Here is a 20,198-nt window from a genome sequence, read left to right as displayed (position 1 = left end):
TGCTTACCTGCTCAGTCCTCGTCGGAGTCGGGGTCGACAGCGGGGGCGCTGGTGTAGACCTCGATCACCCACTCCTCTTCCAACGACTCGGCGTCGTCGGCGTCGGGCACGAGGCGGTTGTAGGCGCGGACACCGAGGTCGAGGACGTCAGCGGCCTGGACCGCTTCGAGCGCCTCGGCCACCGAGCCGACGATGTGGGTGGTGAGCAGCTGCGGAGCCGTGAATTCGGCGACTTCTTGAGACACGGCCGGACCCTAGCGCATTGACGTTTCACCCGATCGAGCCGAGACTGGGCGGCGCTCATCGGGGGAGCTGTGTTTTGTCGCGGGGACGAGCAGAGGAAGTCATGCAACATCGCAAGGTCATCACGCGCCGAGGGAAGACCGTGATCGCCATAGCGGGCGTGGCTGTCGGCGTACTGGCGTTACTCGGTGTCATCGAGTACGTGCTGAGCGGAAGCGACTCGTCGGCACGTCCTAACGTCACAGCCACGACGACCACGCAGAACGAGTTCCAGACGCCCGACCCGGTGCAGGAGACGACAGAGCCGTCCGCCGAGGTCAAGGTGGCCACGGGCTCGTTCAAGCAGCAGCGCGGCATGCTGACCGTCGAGGTCACCCGCGTCGAGGCCACGACCACCGGCAGGGTCAAGCTGTTCGTGACGGCCACGAACGCCTCCCAGGCCCGCATGACCCTCCCCGTCGACGGCATCGCCGTGCTGGACGACCTCCAGCGCACCTACGCGGCGTCCAGCAGCAAGTGGGAGCCAGCCATCACCCGGGGCAGCACCACCTCCGGCACCGTCGTGCTGGACGAGAAGGTCAGCCCGGATGTGAAGTCGCTCACTCTGACGTTCAACTCGATCTCCGGCCAGTTCGCGCCGACCGGCGCCGCCATCACCGTCACGGACATCCCGCTGCCGAAGTGATTTTCCCCGTCGCGTGGGTACGCCTCAGGCATGACTCAACGCGGAAGTGACCAGCACGGGTTCATGAAGGACGACCACCTGAAGAAGGAGGTCGAGAACGAGCTGCGCGCCAACGGCCCGACCAGGGCGGAGGCGTGGCGCGAACCCGAGATGCCCGAGCCGGACGAAAATCCGGAGGAGTCGCGCGGCTAGCTCACCTACTGTGCCCGTGTGAAGTTCTTGTTCTTCTGGGGTCATCAGACCGGACGTGACGACAGCATCGGCAAGGGATGCCTGTCGCAGTGGTACCCGCGCACGTTCGAGGCGGACGGCCAGGAGTTCCCCTCAGCCGAGCACTACATGATGTGGCGCAAGGCTTTGCTGTTCGACGACGACGCGACCGCCCGGCGCATCCTCGCCGCCCGCACCCCCGCGGAGGCCAAGTCGCTGGGCCGCCAGGTGAGGAACTTCGTCGGCGACGTGTGGGATTCCGAGCGAGTCGGCATCGTCGTCGACGGCAACCTGGCCAAGTTCGGCCAGCACCCCGACCTGCGTTCGTACCTGCTGAGCACGGGCTCGCGCGTGCTGGTCGAGGCCAGCCCGATGGACCGCGTGTGGGGAATCGGCCTGGCCGAAACCGATCCCCGCGCGACCGACCCCGCGCAGTGGCGCGGCCTCAACCTGCTCGGCGAGGCCCTGATGGAGGTCCGCTCCAGGCTCGCGGCCTGAACAGTCCTTTGTGGATCATCGTGAACCCTTCGCGGCCGCCGTACGTGTACCCGGACGTAGGCACAGCAGGGGAGAGACGATGTTCAGCTACTCGGGGCCTGCCCGGCTCGTCTACGCGGACGGCACCGCGGCGGACCTGGACCGGGTCGACCTGATCGAGACGGAGACGAACGGCCTGTGGCAGCTCTCCGGCGCCGGAACGGCCGCGGAGGTCCTCGCCGCCGGTGAGGCCCGCATCAAGCTGCCCACCGGCGGCGAGGCCGACGTCGTCGTGTCGAACGTGCGGGTCAGCGAAGGCGCGCGCGGGGTGTCGTGCAGCGTGACGCTGATCAGCGCGGACACCCGCTCGTACTGAACGCGTCGGTGCGGACCGGCTTGCGCGTACCGCCGTCACCGGACGTGAAAGGCCGAGGGCCGGGTGACTTGGACAGTCACCCGGCCCTCGGCCTTCGAGCGGGTCAGGCAGTCTCTCCTGAAGACGGCCTGACGGAGGTCCGGCGGCGGCTCCGGCCAGCGAAGTTGCTGGTCAGAGCCCCGCGCCGATCACACGTCGTAGTAGAGCGCGAACTCGTAGGGGTTCGGGCGCAGGCGCAGCGGGTCGATCTCCTGCTCGCGCTTGTACGAGATCCAGGTGTCGATGACGTCCGGCGTGAACACGCCGCCCTCGAGCAGGAACTCGTGGTCGGCCTCCAGGTTGTCCAGCACCGCGTCGAGGGTGGCCGGGACCTGCTTGACGTCGCGGGCCTCCTCGGGCGGGAGCTCGTAGAGGTCCTTGTCGATCGGGGCCGGCGGCTCGATCTTGTTCTTCACGCCGTCGAGGCCCGCCATGACCATCGCCGAGAAGGCGAGGTACGGGTTGCCCGAGGAGTCGGGGCAGCGGAACTCGATGCGCTTGGCCTTCGGGTTGTTGCCCGTGATCGGGATGCGGACGCACGCCGAGCGGTTGCGCTGCGAGTACACCAGCGAGACCGGGGCCTCGTAGCCGGGGACCAGGCGGTGGTAGGAGTTCACCGTCGGGTTGGTGAAGGCCAGCAGCGACGGCGCGTGGTGCAGGATGCCGCCGATGTAGTGGCGGGCGGTGTCGGACAGGCCCGCGTAGCCGCTCTCGTCGTGGAACAGCGGCGCGCCGTCCTTCCACAGCGACTGGTGCGTGTGCATGCCCGAGCCGTTGTCGCCGAACAGCGGCTTCGGCATGAAGGTGACCGACTTGCCGGCCTGCCACGCGGTGTTCTTGATGATGTACTTGAACAGCATCAGGTCGTCGGCCGCGTGCAGCAGCGTGTTGAACTTGTAGTTGATCTCGGCCTGGCCGCCGGTGCCGACCTCGTGGTGGGCGCGCTCGACGGTGAAGCCCTGGGCCTCCATGTTGAGGACCATCTTGTCGCGCAGGTCGGCGTAGTGGTCGTTCGGGGTGACGGGGAAGTAGCCACCCTTGTACTTGACCTTGTAGCCGAGGTTGCCGCCCTCTTCCTCACGGCCGGTGTTCCACCAGCCGGAGACCGCGTCGATCTTGTGGAAGGAGGCGTTCGCGGTCGTGTCGAACTGGACCGAGTCGAAGATGTAGAACTCGGCCTCGGCACCGAAGTAGGCGGTGTCGGCGATGCCGGAGTCGGTGATGTACTGCTCGGCCTTGCGCGCGATGTTGCGCGGGTCGCGGCTGTACGCCTCACGCGTGAACGGGTCGTGCACGAAGAAGTTGACGATCAGCGTCTTCTCGATGCGGAACGGGTCGAGACGCGCGGTGTACAGGTCGGGCAGCAGCAGCATGTCCGACTCGTGGATGGACTGGAAGCCGCGCACGGAGGAGCCGTCGAAGGCGAGACCCTCTTCGATCGCGTCGGCGTCGAACGCCTTCGCCGGGAGCGTGAAGTGCTGCATCACGCCGGGCAGGTCGCTGAACCGCACGTCGACGAACTTGACACCCTCGTCGGTGATGAACTTCAGCACCTCGTCGGAATTCTTGAACACCCTCGTCGACTCCTTGACTATGGACAACGGCTTGTCATCGCGAGCGACCGTATGTCGGCGGTGTTGCCCGCCCGTCTCTCTGATGTTTCGCCAGTGTTAACGGGGGTCCTCGGGTGAGCAAGGCGACCTGCCGGTGCACACCGGGTGAGCACGGCTTTACTCTGGTGGGGTGAGCAGGTGGACCGGTTCGTGGCTGTCAGGACCCGACTCCGTACTGGAGCCGGGCGAGGGAGCGAACGACGGCGGGCAGCAGCGATGGCGGGGTGAACGCCACGGCTTCCCCCAGGACGGGCCGGGCTCGATCGCGTCCATCGGGCGCCGCACGGCCGCCATCCTCGTCGACTTCCTCCTCTCGGCGGGCGTCGCCGCGGTGTTCACGCGGCCCGAGCTGCCGCAGAACTGGAGCCTGCTGGCCTGGTTCGTCATCACCGTCGTCGCCGTCGCGTTCTTCGGGTTCACGCCGGGGCACGCGCTGCTCGGGCTGCGGGTGGCGCGCATCGACGGCAAGCAGTACGTGCACCTGCCCCGCGCGCTGCTGCGCACGATCCTCATCTTCCCGCTGATCCCCGCGCTGGTCTGGGACTCGGACGGGCGCTGCCTGCACGACAAGGCCGCCGGCACCGTGGTCGTCAAGGTTCGCTGACCCGGCTGGCCCCTGAATTGGAACAACGCCCGTCCCTGCTGGTGAGGGGGCGGGCGTTGCTCGTCAGGACGTCAGGTCAGCGGCGGCGCAGGGTGCGCTGGACGTTGCGCATCTTCGCGCCGGGGGGCATCGGGCCCTTCGGCAGCGCGGCACCGCGGCTGGCCAGCGCGGACAGGCGGGTCTCCAGCGTGTCGACCTGGGCGGCCGTGATGTTGCGCGGCAGCTTCATCAGGGTCGACTGCAGCTTCTTCAGGGGCACCTGGCCCTCGCCGGAGCCGATGATGAAGTCGTAGATCGGGGTCTCGCCGACGACGCGCGAGATGCGCTTCTTCTCCTGCGCGAGGAGTGGCTTCACCCGCTGCGGCGCGCCCTCCGCGACCAGGACCACGCCCGGACGGCCGAGCACGCGGTGCACGGCGTCGAGCTGCGTGGTGCCCGCGACGGCAGGGGTGACGCGCCAGCGGCCGCGCAGGTTCTCGAGCGCCCACGCGCCGGCGCCCGGCTGGCCGTCGGCCTTGCGGAAGACGTTGCTCTGCACGCGGCGGCCGAAGATGATCACGGCCAGCAGCGCGCCGAGCGCGACGCCGAGCGGCACGAACATCCAGACCATGTCGAAGACGAGGCCGAGGACCACGGCGATCGCGGTGACGCCGAGCACCGCCGCCAGCATCAGCGGGACGAGCGCCTTGTCCTCGCGGCGTTGCATCTTGAACGCCTCGAAGATCTGCTTCCGCCGCTCGCGTGATGCCGCGCGACGAGCCTTCGCCGCTTCCTTGGCAGCCGCCTTGTCCTGCTTACCAGCCATACCCACCAGGATACGGCGCGCTGGTCTCGGCGTTGCATCGGCCATCTGCGAGACTGCGGGGCATGGAGGCGTTGCTGGAGGGTCTTGATCCGGAACAGCGCGCAGCGGTCGAGGCGCCGCGCGGCCCCGTGTGCGTCCTGGCGGGCGCCGGTACGGGCAAGACGCGCACCATCACGCACCGCATCGCCTACCTCTGCCAGCGTGGTCACGTCGCTCCGTCGCAGGTCCTGGCCGTCACGTTCACCAAACGCGCCGCCGGGGAGATGCGCACCCGGCTGCGCTCCCTCGACGTGCACGGCGCGCAGGCCGTGACGTTCCACGCCGCCGCGTCCCGCCAGCTGCGCTACTTCTGGCCGCGCGTCATCGGCGGCCCCCGCTGGGAGCTCGTCGACCAGAAGATCCGCGTCGTCGCCCGCGCCGCGGCCCGGCTGGGCATGCCGACCGAGGCGGACGCGCTGCGCGACCTCACCAGCGAGATCGAGTGGGCGAAGGCGTCGCTGCTGGGCCCGGACGACTACCCGGTCGCCGCCGCCCGCGCCGCCAGGGACATCCCCGCGCCCGCCGAGCAGATCATGAAGCTCTACGCGACCTACGAGCAGCTCAAGAACGAGGCGCAGCTGCTCGACTTCGACGACCTGCTCCTCTACACGGCGGGCGCGCTGGAGGACAACGCCGAGGTCGCGCAGGAGTTCCGCGACCGCTACCGCTGCTTCGTCGTCGACGAGTACCAGGACGTGACGCCGCTGCAGCAACGCGTGCTCGACTCGTGGCTCGGCGGCCGCGACGACCTGACGGTGGTCGGCGACGCGAACCAGACCATCTACTCCTTCGCCGGCGCCTCGCCGCAGCCGCTGCTCAACTTCGGGCGGCGGTTCCCGGAGGCGGTCGTCGTGCGGCTGGAGCGCGACTACCGGTCGACGCCACAGGTCGTGGAGCTGGCCAACGACGTCATCAAGTGGGCGCGGGGCCGCCCCGCCGGGTCGCGGCTCAAACTCGTCGGCCAGCGGCCGGACGGCCCGCCGCCCCGCTTCCACGAGTTCGACGACGAGCCCGCCGAGGCGGACGCCGTCGCGGGCAGGGTCAAGACGCTGCTCGACGAGGGCGTCGCCGCCTCCGAGATCGCGATCCTCTACCGGGTGAACGCCCAGTCCGAGGTCTACGAGCAGGCGCTCGCCTCGCTCGGCATCCCGTACCTGGTGCGCGGCGGCGAGCGGTTCTTCGAACGCGCCGAGGTGCGCCAGGCCCTGATCGCGCTGCGCACCGCGGGCGAGGTGCCGGGCAGCCTGCCCGAGGTCGTCCGGTCTGTGCTCGGCCGCGTCGGCCTGACCGACGAGCCGCCGGCCGGTGGCTCCGCGAGGGAGCGCTGGGAGTCGTTGCTCGCGCTCGTCGAGCTGGCCGAGGAGTTCGCCGCCTCCGCACCCGAAGCCGACCTGCCGCGGTTCTGCGTCGAGCTGGACGTCCGCGCCGAGGCGCAGCACCCGCCGACGGTGGAAGGCGTGACGCTGGCGTCGCTGCACGCGTCGAAGGGCCTCGAATGGGACGCCGTGTTCCTCGTCGGACTCGTCGAGGGCACGATGCCGATCCAGTACGCCGATGGCGACGAGGCCAAGGTCGAAGAAGAACGACGTCTTCTCTACGTGGGCGTCACGCGCGCGCGTGAGCACCTCTGGCTGTCGTGGGCGTTGTCGCGCGCGGCCGGTGGCCGCAAGTACCGCCGTCGTTCGCGCTTCCTCTACAACCTCGTCCCCGAGAACCATCCGGCCGCACGTGTATCTGCCGGCGCGCAGCGTCCTCCTCTGATGAAGAAGGAGAAGCCGACCTGCCGGGTGTGCGCGGCGACCCTGGTCGAAGCGCAGGCCGTCAAGCTGGGCCGGTGCCGGTCTTGTCCGTCCGATGTGGACGAAGAGCTGCTCGAGTCGCTGCGGAGCTGGCGGTCGGCGCGGGCGCGGGAGCTGAAGGTGCCCGCGTACGTCGTCTTCACCGACGCCACTCTCATGGCGATCGCCGAGCAGCGGCCCACGGACACGGCAGGACTGGTGGCGATCTCCGGCATCGGCGCGTCGAAGCTCGACAAGTTCGGTGACGACGTGTTGAGCCTGGTCCGGGCCGGTGTCGGCTACCCCGCCACCTGATCGGGACAAGTTTCGTTAAATAGGTTGCGAGCCCCCGGGACGGGGTCATAACCTGCTCTAGCCGGGTCCGGAGGACCCGTCTGGGGAAAGAAGAACTACTACTACTCACAGCTCTCGACAGCAGAGCTCTCTTGTTCGGAGGAGGTGGCCCGTTGTGAAGATCTTCAGCATCTCGCGCGCGCTCGGCCTCCCGGTGACCGAGGGCCTCTGCGCGTCCGCGTCCACTCAGGCGATGTGGCACAAGTCTGCCCTCCTGCCAGTGGCACCCGTCGGCCGTGAGCGCGGCACCGGACTGCTCGCCGAGCAGCCGATCCTGCTGCCTGCCGTCGATGACGTTGACAACTACACGAATGCGCTGTCCGCGCATCAAGTGAGAAGGCTCCTGCCGACCTCATAGAGGTCGAAGGACCATCAGGCTCACGAAGGCCGCGGACTCGCACAGAGTCCGCGGCCTTCGTGTTTTTTGCACTACCCCACACAAGGAGAAACACCTGATGTTGACCGCGACTGTCCCGCTCACCGGCGAGACACTTCCGGACCTCGCGGAGGGACTCGACATCCCTTGCCGCACCCACAACCCCGACCTCTGGTTCGCTGACGCGCCGGCCGACCTCGAGAAGGCCAAGTCCTTCTGCGGGACCTGCCCGGTGCTGGCGGAGTGCCTCGCCGGCGCGCTCGCTCGTCACGAGCCGTGGGGCGTCTGGGGTGGGGAGATCTTCGAGCGCGGTGTCGTGATCGCGCGCAAGCGGCCGCGTGGCCGCCCGCGCAAGGACGCTTCGGTTGTCACCACCGGCAAGACGGAGGCAGCGGCGTGAACACCGTGCAGCTCAACCACGACACCTTCTCCGCCTACCGGAACGAGGCCCTGACAGCCATGTCCCTGAACGACGAGTTCGTGCGAATACGAATACAAGAAGCCCAGAGGTACGCGGAAGAGCAACGCCTGGCGAACCGCCTCGCGACAGCGCAACGTTGGCGCAGGTTGTCGCGATGGGCGGGACGCAGAGCGGCTCGCTTCGACCTCTAGCAGTTTCGAGCAGAGGCCGTCGTCCACGAGAAGGTGGATGGCGGCCTCGGCCGTTCCTCCGTACCGTTCCCCTTGTGCCGCACCACACTCAGGACGGAATCGACTGGTCATCCCGGCTCCACGCGATGAGGCGCTACGGCGCGCTGCAGGCGGAGGCGCTCTCCGCGGTCGCGCGCAGACTCGTCGCACCCCTGCCGGACTCGCCGGTCGTCATGGACGTCGGCTGCGGCGCGGGTGCGATGAGCGTGCCGCTCGTCTCGGCACTGCGCGAACACGGCGGCGGCGTCCTGGTGCTCGTCGACGCCACACCGGAACTCCTCGACGCGGCCTGCGCCGCGGCACGCGCCGAGTCCGACGGCGCAGTATCGGTCAAGCCGGTCCTGGCGGACCTGTCCGCGGAAGACCCGCTCTCCTTCACCGGCCCGGTCGAGCTCATCTGGGGTTCCCGGGTCGTGCATCACCTCCCTGATCAGCTGCGCGGAGTGAAACGCCTGGCAGGCGCCCTCGCGCCAGGCGGCTGGCTGGCCCTTGCCGAGGGCGGCCTGGAAACCAGGTTCCTGCCCTGGGACCTGGGCGTCGGCGAACCGGGCCTGCAAGACCGCCTGGCAGCGGCCCGCGCATCGTGGTTCACGTCGATGCGCGAGAACATGCCCGGCTCCGTGCGCCTGCCCGTCGGCTGGAACGTCGCCCTCGCCGACGCCGGCCTCGGCGAGGTCAGCGCCTTCAGCTTCGTCGTGGACCACCCGGCCCCGGCCAAGCAGTCGGTGCGCGACTGGGCCGTCGACCGCCTGACCTGGCTGACCGACGTCACCGGCCCACTACTGCACGCCGCCGACCGCGCCGCCCTGCGCCGCCTGCTCAACCCCTCCGACTCCGAGTACGTCGGAGCCCGCGAGGACGTGTTCCTGCTGGAGACCGACACCGTCCACCTGGGACGGAAGCGATGACGGCCTGTCACCGGTGCGGCCGGTCACGTACCTCCGTCTCCGACCTGGAGTTCCTGGCCTGGTCTTCGGAACGGACCGGGGGCACGGTCCGGTGGCTGTGCCACGTGTGCGCCAAGGCGCACGTGCGGGACATCGAGGGCAAGCTGCCGGACGAGTACTGGCGCTGACCCCTCGCCGCTCGCGGTTGGGTTTGCTCTGGGGTGGGCCTCCTTGGGGTGGATGGGGCGGGGCGTCGTTGGGGCGGGTTGTCATTGGGGTGCGGCCGCTGGCGCCTGGGTGAGTCCGGATGCCTGGGTGAGTCCGGATGCCGGGGCGCGCCAGGTCAGCCGGATATCGGGTGAGTTCGCCGTGCCGAGGTGTGCCTCGCGGGTTCGGTGCACTGAGAGGTGTGCCGGGTGGGTTCGCTGTGCGGGATGACTTCGGCGCGTCGGGTGGGACCGTGTGCCGGGTGGGCCGCCGTGTTGGGTGAGCCCCTCAGTGCTCGGTGGGATGCCGCTTTGGGTGGGCGGATGTGTCGTGAGGGCTACCGCTTCGGCCGGGGCCTTCTCGGTAGGTGGTTGCTCTGGGCCGCTGGCGAGGTGGCTGGTCAGCTTCGTCGCCAGAGGTGGCGTAATGCCTGCCTGACCAGGGCCGTTCCCCGGCGGCTGCAGTCCTGCATCTCCTGGTGCAGGTCGCCTGGGGTGCACAGGCGTGCTTCCACCACGGCGTCGAGGATGGCGATCACCGCGTGCGGGTTCGTCTCGCGGCGTGCCAGGTCTACGGCGGCGCGGGCTGGTGGTGCCAGGCGCAGACCTGCTCGGGGCACCACGTCCGGCAGGCGGGTGGTGCGTTCCAGGAGGATCAGTGGGTGGGTGCGGCGGGTGTTGCTCGCTGCCAGCACGTGGACGTGCCGGGGGAGCGGCACGGTGGCTCCCTGCCTGACCAGGGCGTCCGCTCCGGTGATGACCGCGGACGGGCCCGCGAAGTGCAGGACTGCTCGAAGCCTGTCCAGGCGGGTGGGCGGGGAGGGCTTGGTCAGGACCACGCCGGGCAGGACCTGCTGCCAGTGGCCGGTGCAGGCGCGCCTGATCTCGCGCGGGGAGAGGCCGGAATCACGCAGGTCAGCGGTGGTTGCGATGGGTGCCATGTGGTCATCGTGGCGGATGGGGGAGGGGGTCGGGCGGGGCTGAGGCCAACCTGTGGACAACTCGGCCCTGGTTCACCCGGTCGTGGTCAGTCGTCGAAGCCCGGTTGCCAGCGGGCGACGATTTCGCGGGCTGTCACGTGGGCGTCGAGCTGGCAGAGGATGCCCGTCGCGCCCAGCGTCACGCGGTGGATCAGCAGGTACTGCGGCGGCAGGTTCAGGGACCTGCCCGTCTGCGAGTCGGGGCTGCGCAGGTCGCCGACACGTTCGGCCTGCGACTGCAGCCAGCGGCGGGTGAAGTGGAACGACTCGGTGCGCAGCGGCTCCACGAACGGGGCCAGGTAGCCGAGCACGTCCTCGCCGTTCAACGACATGCCCTCGCGGATGAAGTTCTCCGTGCGCAGGAGCTCCACCAGGTCGGCGGAGCGGCCGTCTAGGGCCAGCCTCGTCATCAGGCCCAGGGTCTTGGGCAGGCCGTCGGGGAGGCGGGCCACGGCGCCGAAGTCGATCACGCGCAGGCGGCCGTCGTCGCCCAACATGAAGTTGCCGGGGTGCGGGTCGGCGTGCAGCAGGCCGGAGCGCGACGGTGCCGAGAAGTGGAACTCGGCCAGCAGCTGTCCTGCCAGGTCGCGGTCTTCGGCCGAGCCCTCACGGATGATCTTGGACAGGCCCACGCCGCTGGTCCACTCGGTCACCATGACCTTGGGGGACGAGGCGACGACACGGGGGACCAGGACGTGCGGGTCGTTCTCGAAAGCCTTCGCGAACGTGCGCTGGTTCGCTGCCTCGTCGCGGTAGTCGAGCTCCTCCAGGTACCTGTCGCGCAGCTCCTCCAGCAGGGGGCGCACGTCGGTGCCGGGCATGACGGCCTGAAGCAGGCGGCTGAAGCGCAGCAGCTGCTTCAGGTCGGCGCGCAGGGCCTCGTCGGCACCGGGGTACTGGACCTTGACCGCCACCTCGCGGCCGTCGTGCCACACCGCGCGGTGCACCTGGCCGATGGAGGCCGAAGCGGCCGGGTCGTCGTCGAACTCCTGGAAGCGCTTCGCCCAGGACGCGCCGAGCTGCTCGGCCAGCACGCGGTGCGTGGTGCGGGCGGGCATCGGCGGGGCCGCGGACTGCAGCTTCGTCAGCGCCTCGCGGTACGGGGCCGCGAGCTCGTCGGGGACGGCCGCCTCGAACACGCTCAGGGCCTGGCCGAACTTCATGGCGCCGCCCTTGAGCTGGCCGAGCACCGCGAAGACCTGTTCCGCCGTCTTGGCCGTCACCTCGGCGTTGACCTCGTCGGCCGCGCGTCCGGTCAGTCGCTTCCCCCAGCCGCCCACCACCCGGCCCGCCGCCCCGAGGGGGAGGCTCGCCAGCTTGGCGGTGCGCTGCACGGCCTTGCGCGGAATCTCGGTCACCTGGCCATGCTATGTGCGTTGCACTGACAGTCAGGGTGCGGATACCAGCTTCGCCTCTCAGCAACGCCCGTCACGAGGTCGAGCTCGACAGTGGCGTTGACCACGGGAGGCGGCGCGAGGCCGTGCCCGCGGAGGTGGATCAGCGACTCCAGGACCTGGACGACGGCCAGCGCCGCCGTCGCCGACGCGAACAGCACGTCGTAGGAGGCGGATCTGCCGACGAGCTGCGCCGCGATGACCGGCCACGCCGGGTCGTGGTCGGTGCGGTGCAGGTCGGCGCAGTTGAGGCAGCTCGTGCGACCGGGCAGGACCAGCGGTCCGACGATGCCCACGCCCTCACGGACGCGCACGGCGAGATGGGGCGTGCGGGACTCCATCAGCGCGTTCACGACCGTCGGATCGGGAACGAGCGTGGCCGCCAGGACGACGAGGTCCGCGTGGTGCGCCAGCCGCACATCCGACTGCGACAGCAGCGACGTGATGGACAACGCCAGGTGCCCTGAACCCTGGACGGAGACCGTGGAACCCGCCGCGGGAAAGCCCGTGTCGAGCAGTCCGGCGTCGTCGAGCGCGGAGAGAACTTCACCCAGCTGGGTGGGGTCCTCGCCTCGGGATTTCAGCCTTTCACCCAGTTCGGTGATGGTGTGGCGGCCGTCGAGGGTGAGCAGCTCGCCGACCAGTGCCTCGGGCAGCGAGTCGATGACGACGGCGTGCTTCGGGTCGGTTCCGATCTGCACGACGCCGGGGCCGCGGCGCACCACGGCCAGTCCGGCACGGACGCGGGGTCTGGTGTCCACGGGAGGAGACTGGCAGGGGGCGAGGCCCCCTGCCAGCGCAAACGTCAGACCTTGGCCTTGCCGAGGATCCGCGTCATCTTCGTCCCGCAGACAGGGCAGGTGCCCTTCGCCATGCGCCGGCCGTTGGTTTCCTCGACCTGTCCGTCGAAGTCGCGCTTCTCCCGACACTTGACGCAGTAGCCGTTGTAGGTCTCGGCCACAGCCCCTCCCTTGCAGTTGTGAGTGCGGACACACTCGGGGACCTTGGCGCGACGGTACATCCGCGAGGCGTTGATCGCGCGCATGTCGCCTTCGCGCGTGTCCAGCCGCCGTTCGGTGGAACTTCACCCGCCGGGTGCGCCCCTGCGGCCGGTTGGAGGCCGAAAATTGTCGGTGCCGACGTTTACGGTGACTTCATGGCCGAACCGCGGGTGGAGGTGCGGCGGAGCTCCCGGCGCCGCCGCATGGTCAGCGCGTACCGGGAGGGCGACACGGTCGTCGTCCTGCTGCCGGCACGGATGACCAAGGGGGAAGAGAAGCACTGGGTGGCGGAGATGTTGAGCCGCCTCCAGCGCAGCGAGACGCGCAGGAAGTCGCCTGCGCGTGCATCGGACGAGGCGCTCATGGCGCGGTGCACCGAGCTGTCGGCGCGCTACCTGGACTCGCTCGCCGATCCCGTCAGCGTGCGCTGGGTGCCGCCCATGCGCACGCGCTGGGCGTCGTGCACGCCGACCGAGGGCACCATCAGGGTGTCCGAGCGGCTGCGCGATGTGCCGCCGTGGGTGCTCGACTACGTGCTGGTGCACGAGTTGGCGCACCTGCTGGTCCCGGGGCACGGGAAGGACTTCTGGGAGTGGGTCCACCGCTACCCGAAGACCGAGCGGGCGATGGGGTACCTAGAAGGACTCTCGGCTGCCGCAGGCTGGGGGATCTCGGAGGACTAGGTGGTGAGACGCCGCGCCCGGCCGGGGAGTCCCTGGCCGGGCGCGGCGTCGTCACCGCCGCCGGAGGGGCGGACGAGGAGGGCGGGTCAGGAGCGGCGTCCGGTGGTGCGCGCGGCAGGGTCTTGCGCGGGATTTCGCTGGTCGCGGTCAGGCGGTGACGGGCGGGCGGTGCGGGCAGCAGGGTGCAGGCCCGGAAGTTGTCGCCGCGCGGTCCGGTCGTGAGCCCGGCGCAGGCGAACGCCCGGCGGGGAAACCCCGGCCGGGCGTGGTGGAGGTGGAACGGGCAGGTCAGCTCTCGCCGGCTTTGCCGTCCTCCTCGTCGGTCTTCTTGTCGCCTTCCGCGCGCATGGTGCGCTCCAGCTCGGCGATCGGGTCGTCGAGGGCGTTGCGGGTGTTGGTGAGGCGCTCGGCGAACTCCAGCGGGTCGTCGAGGTCCTCGGCGGTCGGGATGAGCTCGGCGTGCTCCCACACGCTGTCGCGCACCTCGACGCCGTGCTGGTCGCCGACCAGCTTCCACAGGGCGGAGGCCGCGCGCAGCTTGCGCGGGCGCAGCTCCAGGCCGACGAGGGTGGCGAAGGTCTGTTCGGCGGGGCCGCCGGAGGCGCGGCGGCGGCGCAGCGTCTCGCGCAGCGCCGGGGCGCCGGGCAGGCGGTCGGCCACGGCGGCGTCCACGACCACGTCGACCCAGCCCTCGACCAGGGCCAGCATGGTCTCCAGGCGGGCCAGCGCCGCCTTCTGCTCGGGGGTGGTCTGCGGTTCGAGCAGGCCGGAGCCCATGGCCTCCTCGATCGAGGCCGGGTTGGACGGGTCGATCTGGCCCGCGAGCTGCTCCAGGGCGGAGGTGTCGACCTTGATGCCCTTCGCGAACTCCTCGACGGTGTCGAGCAGGCGCTGGCGCAGCCACGGCACGTGGGTGAACAGGCGCTGGTGCGCCGCTTCGCGGGCGGCGAGGAAGACCATCACCTCGGACGCGGGGCGTTCCAGGCCCTCGGTGAACTTCTCGATGTTCGCGGGCAGCAGGGCCGCGGTGCCCTCGGGGCCGAGCGGCAGGCCGACGTCGGCGGAGGTGAGGACCTCGGAGCCGAGCTGCGCCAGCGCGTTGCCGAGCTGGGAGCCGAACGCCATGCCGCCCATCTGGCCGAGCATCGACAGCAGCGGGCCAGCCGCCTGCTTCGCCTCGGCGGGCATCGCCTCGACCCACGCGCCGGACATGCGCTGCGCGACCGGGTCGCACAGGCGCTGCCAGGTCGGGATGGTGCGTTCGATCCAGTCGCGGGCGGTCCACGCCTGCGTCGTGCGGCTGCCCGCGGGCAGCGACGTCACCGGGTCCAGCCACATCTCGGCCAGGTGCACCGCGTCGGTGACGGCGCTCGACTGGTCGGCGGCGAAACCGACGGTGGTGGTCGTCGACGACAGCTGCTGGAACGCGATCTGCTTGGCGAGGTCGTAGTTGACCGGCCCGCTCGACGTTCCGGCGCTGCTCAACATCGCGCCCAGCTGGCTCAGCATGCTGCCCAGCTGACTGAAGTCGAACGGGTTGTCTCCCGGCTTCCCGTCCTTGTCGTCGGGGTTGTGCGGGCTGAACCCGAACGGCACGTCACTCATGCCTCTACCGTACGCGGATCGACATGGTCGTACGCTGTTCAGCCGTGAGTGAAACCGTCGCGACCGCACCCCCGCCAGCGCCCCCGCCGAGGGAGCGCGGACTCACCCGCCGGACCTGGACGCTGGTCACCAGCTTCGTGGTGGTGGCGGCACTCGGGCTGCTCGGCGGTTTCGCCAGAGTCCCGTACGTCGCGCTGGGTCCCGGTCCCACCTACGACGTGCTCGGCCAGGTCAAGGACACCGACGTGGTCGCGGTGGAGGGCCAGGACACGTTCCCCACCAAGGGAACGCTGCGCATGACGACGGTCTCGCTCACGGACGACGTGTCGTTGTTCGGCGCGCTCGGGTTGTGGCTGTCCGGCCGCTACGCGCTCGCTCCGCGCGAGGAGTTCTTCAAGCCCGGTGAGTCCGAGGAGGAGGTGCAGAAGAACAACGAGATCGCGTTCAGCGAGTCGCAGACCTCCGCCGAGGTCGCCGCCCTGGACTACCTCGGCTATCCCGGCAAGGTCATCGCGAACCAGGTCACCAAGGGCAGCCCCGCGGACAACGTGATCCCGCTCGGCGCGCGGATGATCTCCGTCAACGGCAAGCAGGTGCAGAGCTCCGCCGACGTGAGCGCGGCGCTGGAGAACACCAAGCCGGGCGACCAGATCGAGGTGGCCTTCGAGAAGGACGGCACCTCGAAGTCGACGCAGCTCACCCTCGGCACGCGCGACGACGGCCGCCCCGCCGGCTTCATCGGCATCTCGCCGGTCGACCGCGCCGACGTGCCGTTCAAGATCAAGATCAGCCTGTCCGACGTCGGCGGGCCCTCGGCGGGCCTCATCTTCGCGCTGGCGATCGTCGACAAGCTGACGCCCGGCGAGCTGAACGGCGGCAAGGCCATCGCGGGCACCGGCGAGATCACCGGCGACGGCACGGTGAAGCCGATCGGCGGCATCGCGTTCAAGATGGTCGCCGCCAAGGAGGCCGGTGCGACGGCGTTCCTCGTGCCCGCGGCCAACTGCCAGGACGCGCGGCAGCAGGCGCCGGAGGGCCTCACGCTGATCAAGGTCGACACCCTGAAGGACGCCGTGTCCTCGCTGGAGGCGCTCAACGCGGGCAAGCCGACGCCGAGCTGCTGAGGCGGCGGCCGGTCCCGGGCCCACCGGTTCGGGACCGGTGTCCGCTCGCGGCGAACACCGCACAACGAGATGACAACCCCGGCGCGATTCCGCGCCGGGGTTGTGCCAGCCTGGGGGCGTGACGACTAGGGCCGCAGCGTGGCGAGCAGGGCGTCGGTGAGGTTGGGAGCCAGCTCGGGGTGCTCGACGACCTCCTCTGGCACCTCGACCGTGCCGCGCAGCCGCAGCACGCAGGAGACGGAGCCGTCCCGCAGCACGGCCGCCACCAGGCGCGCCTCGCGGCGTGACGGGTGCTCGGCGGCGAACCTGCGGGCCGCCTCGTCGTCGAGGTCGCCGCTGCGCAGCTTCTCCTCCGCCTCCGGCGGCAGGACGACGATCTCCTGGGCCAGGGCGCAGCCGCTGACGGCGGGCGGCCACTCGATGCCGGCGAGCGCGTCGCCGAGGTCGCCCTCCAGGGAGTCCTGGGCGATCGGGGTCAGCGGGCTCGACTCCGGGTCCAGCTGCGCCCGCAGCTCGGGTTGCTGGGTGATCAGGTCGGCCGTGGGCACGAGGGCGAAGAGCTGCGGTGGCTGCTCCCAGCCGCCCGCCGCTACGAACTCCTCTACCTCGCGGGCGACCGTCGGGAGGATGACCGCTGGCGTTTCACTCGCTGACACGCCTGTCATCGTAAGACCGCGCACTTCACGGGAACCCAGGGCGTCATCCGTAGAGTTGGACTAAACGTACGTATCGATATACCGCGATCCAGGAGCGTGCCTCGTGGCCACACGGCCTCCAGTCGGACTGCCGAAACTGTCCCGACGCAGCCGAATCCTGCTCATCGTCGGTGTCGTGCTCCTGTTCGGTCTCATCACGGGATCGCGGCTGCTCGACACCTACGTGAACTGGCTGTGGTTCGGCGAGGTGAAATTCCGCGACGTCTACAGCACAGTCCTGCTCACCCGCCTCGGGCTGTTCGCGGCCGTCGGGCTCGTCGTCGGCGGCGTCGTGGCGCTCAACCTGTACCTCGCGTACCGGTCGCGCCCCGTCTTCGTGCCGGTGTCCGGCCCTGACGACCCGGTGGCCCGCTACCGCACCGTCGTGATGCGGCGGATGCGGTTGTTCGCGATCGGCATCCCCGTGTTCGTGGGGCTGGTCGCGGGCGCGTCGGCGCAGACGGAGTGGCAGGAGATCCAGCTCTTCCTCAACCGGCAGCCGTTCGGCGTGACCGACCCGCAGTTCGGGCACGACATCGGCTTCTACGCGTTCCAGCTGCCCTTCTACCAGTGGCTGCTGTCGTGGCTGTTCGTCGCGACCGCGGTGTCGTTCATCGGCGCCGTGATCGCGCACTACCTGTTCGGCGGCATCCGGCTCGCCGGCCGCGGCGGCCAGCTCTCCGGTCCCGCCCGGCTGCACCTGGCGCTCGTCGCCGGCACGTTCGTCCTGCTGAAGGCCGTCGCGTACTTCTTCGACCGGTACGAACTGCTGCTGCACGACACGACGAAGTTCGTCGGTGCGAGCTACACCGACCTCAACGCCGTGCTGCCCGCCAAGCTGATCCTGATGTGCATCGCGGTGTTCTGCGCCGTGGCGTTCTTCGCGGGCGCGTTCATGCGCAACGTGCAGCTGCCGGCCATCGCGACCGTGCTGCTGGTGCTGTCGAGCGTGCTCGTCGGTGCCGCCTGGCCGGCCGTGCTGGAGCAGTTCTCGGTCAAGCCGAACGCCATCCAGAAGGAAGCCGAGTCGATCACCCGCAACATCGCGGCGACGAGGCAGTCGTTCGGGCTCACCGAGGACAAGGTCGAGATCAAGCCGTACGAGGGCAAGCAGAACGTCAGCAACGACCAGATCAAGGCCAACGACGCGGCCACCCTGGGCAACGTCCGCCTGCTCGACCCGGCCGTGCTCTCGCGCACGTTCACGCAGTTCCAGCAGCAGCGGCCGTTCTACGGCTTCCCGAACAAGCTGGACGTCGACCGGTACACAGTGGACGGCAAGATGCGCGACTACATCGTCGCGGTGCGCGAGCTGAAGCTCGACAGCCTTCCGCAGGGCCAGCGCGACTGGATCAACCAGCACCTCGTCTACACCCACGGCAACGGCTTCGTCTACGCCGAGGCGAACAAGGTCAACGCGGTCGCCGACGAGAGCAACGGCGGCTACCCCGAGTTCAAGACCGGTGAGGTCAAGTCCAACGGGGAGGTCGGCAACGACCCCAAGGGCATCAAGGTCGACCAGCCGCGCGCCTACTACGGCGAGCTGTTCGCCCCGAACGACTACTCCATCGTCGGCGGCAGGCCGGACGGCGCGGCCGCGGAGTACGACACGGACGCCAAGTCCTACACCTACACCGGTGCCGGCGGCGTCCCGATCGGCAACGTGTTCAACAAGCTCGCCTTCGCCGCCTACTACAGCGAGCGGAACATCCTCTTCAACCAGTCGATCACCGACGAGTCGAAGATCCTGTTCAAGCGCACGCCGCGCGACCGCGTGCAGGCCGTCGCCCCGTGGCTCACGGTCGACAGCGACCCGTACCCCGCGGTGATCAACGGCCGCATCACGTGGATCGTCGACGGGTACACCACGCTCGACAGCTACCCGTACGCGCAGCGCACGCAGCTCGGTGACGCGACGAACGACTCGCTCACCGCGGACGGCGTGGTCATCTCGCAGGTGAACAAGCCCGTCAACTACATCCGCAACTCCGTCAAGGCCACTGTGGACGCCTACGACGGCACGGTGAGCCTGTACCAGATCGACGACAAGGACCCGGTCCTCAAGGCGTGGATGGGCGTCTTCCCGAACACGGTGAAGCCGGGCAGCGAGATCTCCGACGAGCTGCGCGAGCACTTCCGCTACCCCGAGGACCTGTTCAAGGTGCAGCGGCAGATGCTGTCGAAGTACCACGTGTCGTCCCCGTCGGACTTCTACTCCGGTGTCGGCTACTGGGAGCCGCCGCAGGACCCGACGATCGACAACGCCACGACGGTCGACGCCCAGCGCGACGCGGCGAGCAAGCGCAGGGACCGCCAGCCGCCGTTCTACGTGCTGGCCGGCGACCCGAACGACCCGAAGAAGGTCAGCTTCCAGCTGCAGAGCCCGCTGGTGCGTGAGAACCGCGAGTTCATGGCGGCCTACGTCTCCGCGTCGTCCGACCCGGAGACCTACGGCAAGATCAGCGTCCTGCAGCTCAACCAGGACGCGAAGGGCCCGCAGCAGATCCAGACGCAGTTCCTCACCTCGGACAACGTCAGCCGCGAGCTCAACCTGCTGACCCAGCAGAAGACGACCGTCGTCTACGGCAACCTGCTCACCCTCCCGGTGGGCGGCGCGCTGCTCTACGTCGAACCCGTCTACATCGAGCGCGCGTCGAACAACACGTCCTACCCGCAGCTGTCCAAGGTGCTCGTCTGGTACGGCGACAGGGTCGGGTACGCGTCCACGTTGAACGAGGCGCTGGACCAGGTGCTCAGCGGTGTCGGCGCGGTCGTGCCGCCACCGGCGGACAACAACGGCGAGAACAACGGTGAGACGTCCACGCCGCCCACGACGACCCCGCCCGTCAGCGGGTCGCTGAGCCCCGAGCTGCAGAAGGCGATCAACGACATCGACGCGGCGCTGGCCGACGTCCGCAAGGCCCAGCAGGACGGCAACTTCACCGAGCTCGGCCAGGCGTACGCGCGCCTGGACGAGGCCGGGAAGCGGTTCAAGCAGTACAACACCGGGGCGCCCTCGGCCCCGCCGGCGAACGAGTCGTCGGTTGTGCCCAGCCCCACACCGTCCGGCTGACCTCCCGATTTGCATTACCCGCTCCACCCCGCGTAAGGTTCCATTCATACCGACGCGGGGTGGAGCAGCTCGGTAGCTCGCTGGGCTCATAACCCAGAGGTCGCAGGTTCAAATCCTGTCCCCGCTACAAAGTTGGGAAAGTCCTGTCTGCAGAGAGCGCAGACAGGACTTTTTCGCATTTCATTGGGGGCGGAGCCCCCAAACCCCGCCCCCGGGAGGGCTTGCGCCCCCCGGACCCCCCAAAAAAACCGGGGCGCGGTACCTGGTGTCCAAAACCGGAGCGCGGATCTGGGGTGTCCG

Annotated in this window: 22 protein-coding genes and 1 tRNA gene; 14 read left to right on the top strand and 9 right to left on the bottom strand. The window is 69.5% G+C overall.

All coding sequences use genetic code 11. The features are described from left to right. Positions 1-11 precede the first annotated feature (11 nt). Positions 12-245 carry a hypothetical protein gene (locus BLT23_RS17045; protein WP_090050285.1) on the bottom strand — a complete coding sequence of 78 codons (234 nt, stop codon included), beginning with the start codon at positions 243-245 and terminating at the stop codon, positions 12-14. A 101-nt stretch (positions 246-346) separates the two neighbouring features. Between BLT23_RS17045 and BLT23_RS17040 the strand changes: the two genes are divergently transcribed. The 4 genes from BLT23_RS17040 to BLT23_RS17030 all read left to right on the top strand — a co-directional run bounded on the left by BLT23_RS17040 (position 347) and on the right by BLT23_RS17030 (position 1,991). Next, complete coding sequence (locus BLT23_RS17040) at positions 347-928, top strand: hypothetical protein (RefSeq protein ID WP_090050283.1); 582 nt, start codon at positions 347-349, stop codon at positions 926-928. Between the two features lie 30 nt (positions 929-958). After that, complete coding sequence (locus tag BLT23_RS40770) at positions 959-1,120, top strand: hypothetical protein (RefSeq protein WP_176946783.1); 162 nt, start codon at positions 959-961, stop codon at positions 1,118-1,120. Between the two features lie 18 nt (positions 1,121-1,138). Next, positions 1,139-1,636 carry a riboflavin biosynthesis intermediates N-glycosidase gene (locus BLT23_RS17035; RefSeq protein ID WP_090050281.1) on the top strand — a complete coding sequence of 166 codons (498 nt, stop codon included), beginning with the start codon at positions 1,139-1,141 and terminating at the stop codon, positions 1,634-1,636. A gap of 79 nt (positions 1,637-1,715) precedes the next feature. Further along, positions 1,716-1,991 carry a hypothetical protein gene (locus tag BLT23_RS17030; RefSeq protein ID WP_090050279.1) on the top strand — a complete coding sequence of 92 codons (276 nt, stop codon included), beginning with the start codon at positions 1,716-1,718 and terminating at the stop codon, positions 1,989-1,991. 188 nt (positions 1,992-2,179) lie between these two features. Here the strand turns inward: BLT23_RS17030 and glnA are convergent, their stop codons facing one another. Then, positions 2,180-3,604: a type I glutamate--ammonia ligase gene (gene glnA / locus BLT23_RS17025; protein WP_090050277.1), complete on the bottom strand. Its 1,425-nt coding sequence runs from the start codon at positions 3,602-3,604 to the stop codon at positions 2,180-2,182. 169 nt (positions 3,605-3,773) lie between these two features. On the opposite strand from glnA, the gene BLT23_RS17020 reads away from it, so the two are divergent. Further along, positions 3,774-4,247 (top strand): RDD family protein, encoded by a 474-nt coding sequence (locus BLT23_RS17020; RefSeq protein ID WP_090050275.1) that lies wholly within the window; start codon positions 3,774-3,776, stop codon positions 4,245-4,247. A gap of 76 nt (positions 4,248-4,323) precedes the next feature. On the opposite strand, the gene BLT23_RS17015 is transcribed toward BLT23_RS17020, so the two are convergent. Further along, entirely contained in the window at positions 4,324-5,052 is a 729-nt protein-coding gene (locus BLT23_RS17015; RefSeq protein WP_090050272.1) for a DUF4191 domain-containing protein, read from the bottom strand. Positions 5,053-5,114: 62 nt separating this feature from the next. On the opposite strand from BLT23_RS17015, the gene BLT23_RS17010 reads away from it, so the two are divergent. The 5 genes from BLT23_RS17010 to BLT23_RS40765 all read left to right on the top strand — a co-directional run bounded on the left by BLT23_RS17010 (position 5,115) and on the right by BLT23_RS40765 (position 9,325). After that, positions 5,115-7,184, top strand: a complete 2,070-nt coding sequence (locus BLT23_RS17010) for an ATP-dependent DNA helicase UvrD2 (protein WP_090050270.1) — start codon at positions 5,115-5,117, stop codon at positions 7,182-7,184. A gap of 154 nt (positions 7,185-7,338) precedes the next feature. After that, complete coding sequence (locus BLT23_RS17005; RefSeq protein WP_090050268.1) at positions 7,339-7,581, top strand: hypothetical protein; 243 nt, start codon at positions 7,339-7,341, stop codon at positions 7,579-7,581. Between the two features lie 97 nt (positions 7,582-7,678). After that, the gene (locus tag BLT23_RS17000) at positions 7,679-7,999 is read left to right on the top strand and encodes a WhiB family transcriptional regulator (RefSeq protein WP_090050266.1); all 321 of its coding nucleotides are present in this window, start codon (positions 7,679-7,681) and stop codon (positions 7,997-7,999) included. A gap of 286 nt (positions 8,000-8,285) precedes the next feature. Further along, a complete protein-coding gene (locus tag BLT23_RS16990; protein WP_090050261.1) occupies positions 8,286-9,158 on the top strand; it encodes a class I SAM-dependent methyltransferase in 873 nt (290 codons plus the stop codon). Next, entirely contained in the window at positions 9,155-9,325 is a 171-nt protein-coding gene (locus BLT23_RS40765; RefSeq protein ID WP_090050259.1) for a hypothetical protein, read from the top strand. Before BLT23_RS16990 ends, BLT23_RS40765 begins: the two co-directional genes overlap by 4 nt. A 419-nt stretch (positions 9,326-9,744) precedes the next feature. Here the strand turns inward: BLT23_RS40765 and BLT23_RS16980 are convergent, their stop codons facing one another. The 4 genes from BLT23_RS16980 to BLT23_RS40760 all read right to left on the bottom strand — a co-directional run bounded on the left by BLT23_RS16980 (position 9,745) and on the right by BLT23_RS40760 (position 12,678). After that, the gene (locus BLT23_RS16980) at positions 9,745-10,284 is read right to left on the bottom strand and encodes a hypothetical protein (RefSeq protein WP_090050257.1); all 540 of its coding nucleotides are present in this window, start codon (positions 10,282-10,284) and stop codon (positions 9,745-9,747) included. Positions 10,285-10,370: 86 nt separating this feature from the next. Next, positions 10,371-11,681, bottom strand: a complete 1,311-nt coding sequence (locus tag BLT23_RS16975) for an ABC1 kinase family protein (protein ID WP_090050254.1) — start codon at positions 11,679-11,681, stop codon at positions 10,371-10,373. Next, a complete protein-coding gene (locus tag BLT23_RS16970) occupies positions 11,678-12,478 on the bottom strand; it encodes a TOMM precursor leader peptide-binding protein (RefSeq protein ID WP_245744004.1) in 801 nt (266 codons plus the stop codon). Before BLT23_RS16970 ends, BLT23_RS16975 begins: the two co-directional genes overlap by 4 nt. 44 nt (positions 12,479-12,522) lie before the next feature. Then, positions 12,523-12,678, bottom strand: coding sequence for a DUF5679 domain-containing protein (locus BLT23_RS40760; RefSeq protein WP_176946781.1), 156 nt, complete (start codon positions 12,676-12,678; stop codon positions 12,523-12,525). Between the two features lie 195 nt (positions 12,679-12,873). On the opposite strand from BLT23_RS40760, the gene BLT23_RS16965 reads away from it, so the two are divergent. Then, positions 12,874-13,401, top strand: coding sequence for a M48 metallopeptidase family protein (locus tag BLT23_RS16965; protein ID WP_090050252.1), 528 nt, complete (start codon positions 12,874-12,876; stop codon positions 13,399-13,401). A 288-nt stretch (positions 13,402-13,689) separates the two neighbouring features. Here the strand turns inward: BLT23_RS16965 and BLT23_RS16960 are convergent, their stop codons facing one another. Further along, positions 13,690-15,006: a zinc-dependent metalloprotease gene (locus BLT23_RS16960; RefSeq protein WP_090050250.1), complete on the bottom strand. Its 1,317-nt coding sequence runs from the start codon at positions 15,004-15,006 to the stop codon at positions 13,690-13,692. A 44-nt stretch (positions 15,007-15,050) separates the two neighbouring features. Between BLT23_RS16960 and BLT23_RS16955 the strand changes: the two genes are divergently transcribed. Continuing rightward, positions 15,051-16,130: a YlbL family protein gene (locus BLT23_RS16955; RefSeq protein WP_245744003.1), complete on the top strand. Its 1,080-nt coding sequence runs from the start codon at positions 15,051-15,053 to the stop codon at positions 16,128-16,130. 125 nt (positions 16,131-16,255) lie between these two features. Here the strand turns inward: BLT23_RS16955 and BLT23_RS16950 are convergent, their stop codons facing one another. Next, positions 16,256-16,795 carry a PPA1309 family protein gene (locus tag BLT23_RS16950; protein ID WP_090050246.1) on the bottom strand — a complete coding sequence of 180 codons (540 nt, stop codon included), beginning with the start codon at positions 16,793-16,795 and terminating at the stop codon, positions 16,256-16,258. A 94-nt stretch (positions 16,796-16,889) separates the two neighbouring features. Between BLT23_RS16950 and BLT23_RS16945 the strand changes: the two genes are divergently transcribed. Further along, entirely contained in the window at positions 16,890-19,898 is a 3,009-nt protein-coding gene (locus tag BLT23_RS16945) for a UPF0182 family protein (RefSeq protein WP_090050245.1), read from the top strand. Positions 19,899-19,951: 53 nt separating this feature from the next. After that, positions 19,952-20,025, top strand: a tRNA-Met gene (locus tag BLT23_RS16940). Positions 20,026-20,198 lie beyond the last annotated feature (173 nt).

This window comes from Lentzea fradiae (assembly GCF_900100955.1).
GTDB lineage: Bacteria > Actinomycetota > Actinomycetes > Mycobacteriales > Pseudonocardiaceae > Lentzea > Lentzea fradiae.
The sequence above is the reverse complement of the archived record's forward strand: the minus strand, read 5'-3'. Positions and strand labels throughout refer to the sequence as shown.